Below are 1,743 nucleotides of genomic sequence, written 5' to 3'. Positions count from 1 at the left end.
TCGGCGTGGGCGGGCTGCTGGACATCCCTGAAGTCGCCGACACCCTCGCGGTGGCCACGATGCTGGTGCGGCCCGCGGACTCGGCAGCCGCGCTGCGCATCCTCGGCGGCCCCGCCGTCGGCCTGGGGCTCGCGGACCTCGCCGCGCTGGCCTCGCGTGCGGTGAACCTGCGCGCGACCGGGGCCAGCGCCGGCGTCGACCCCAGCGGGCCCGAGCACGCGGACCCGCAGACCGCGGAGGAGCGGCTGTCGGCCCAGCTCGACGAGCTCGTGGCCCGCGCCGCGGAACTCAACGCGTCTACCGACCGCCCCGCAGGCCTCGCCGACGCGGTGGCGGACCTGGGCGAGCCCGAGCAGTACAGCGAGGAAGGCCTGCGCCGCCTGCAGGACCTGGCGGCCAAGCTCCGCTCCCTGCGCACCAACAGCCTGGGCAAGCGCCTGCCGGACCTGTTCGCGGACATCATCGACGTCTTTGGCATCCGCACCGAGGTCCTCGCCCGCCAGGGGATGGGCAACACCGCAGGCACCGTCCACCTGGACAGTCTGCTCTCCGCGGTCGCCGCCTACCCCGGCACCAGTGTGGAGGGGCTGCTGGACTATTTCGCGCTCGCCCGCGAGCACGAGGACGGCCTGGCACCCGGCAACGTGCCGACGCGCACGGACCGGGTGCAGATCCTCACAGCGCACAAGGCGAAAGGACTGGAGTGGGACACCGTCGCCGTCCTGCACGCAGACGCCAACACGTACGCGGCCAAGGCGGAGACATTCCTCACCTGGGTCCAGCGCGTGCCCGACGCGTCCTTTGGCAACCCCGAATACCTGCCGGACTTCGGTGAGGTAGAAAACCGCACCCAGTTTGAAAAGGCCGCCGACGCCTGGCTCAAGCTCGTCCGCGCGGGCCTGGCGGAAGAATCGGCGCGCCTGTTCTACGTTGCCGTGACCCGCGCGGAGCGCAAGCTCCTCATCACCGGCTCGCGCCGCAAACCCGACGTGCGCCGCGACGCGAAGCCCTACGAGCACTTCGCCCCGCTGCGCCAGCTGGTCCCCGAGACGGTCGAGTGGGCCGAGGCAGCCGAGGCCGAGAAAACGCCCACCGAGGACGCCCCGACGCTTGTCGACGCCCCCGCCACCGGCACCTGGCCCGCCTACCAGCTCGCCCCGGGGGAGGTGGAGGCCGCGGGGTGGGTGCGTGGCGTCGAGAAGCTGCCCGGGCTCGCGGAGGGCGAACTCTTCTCGCTGTGGGAACGCGACGTGACCGCGCTCATCGAGGAACACGAGCGGGCGAAGTCCCCGGACACGCTGGTGGTCATGCCCGCGGAGCTGACGGCCTCGGACGTCGTCGCGCTCAAGGCGGACGAGGAGCAGTTCGCGCGCCGGGCGCGCCGGCCGGTCCCGTTCAAGCCGAACACCTACGCCAAGCGCGGCACCGCGTTCCACGAGTGGCTGGAGGAGTTCTACGGCCAGCGCCCGCTGCTCACGGAGGACGAGCTGCCCGGCGGCGACGAGGCGGAGGTGGACGCCGCGACGCTGCGCCGACTCAAGGACTCCTTCGAGCGCAGCGAGTGGGCCGCCCGGACCCCGGCCCACGTGGAATACCCGTTTGAGCTGGCCCTGGGCACCTCCGTGGTGCGCGGCCGGATGGACGCCGTGTTCCGGGACGCGGGCGGCGCAGGGTGGGTCGTCGTGGATTGGAAGACCGGCGAAAAGCCGAAGCCGGCGCAGATGGAGGCAGCGAAACTGCAGT

At 72.3% G+C, this 1,743-nt stretch carries 1 protein-coding gene; it reads left to right on the top strand.

From position 1 onward, the window contains the following. The coding region (locus tag EAW56_RS12005) for a 3'-5' exonuclease (RefSeq protein ID WP_208636522.1) at positions 1-1,743 on the top strand (1,743 nt) is incomplete at both ends.

The organism is Corynebacterium gottingense (assembly GCF_003693265.1).
Taxonomy (GTDB): Bacteria; Actinomycetota; Actinomycetes; order Mycobacteriales; family Mycobacteriaceae; genus Corynebacterium; species Corynebacterium gottingense.
The sequence above is the reverse complement of the archived record's forward strand: the minus strand, read 5'-3'. Positions and strand labels throughout refer to the sequence as shown.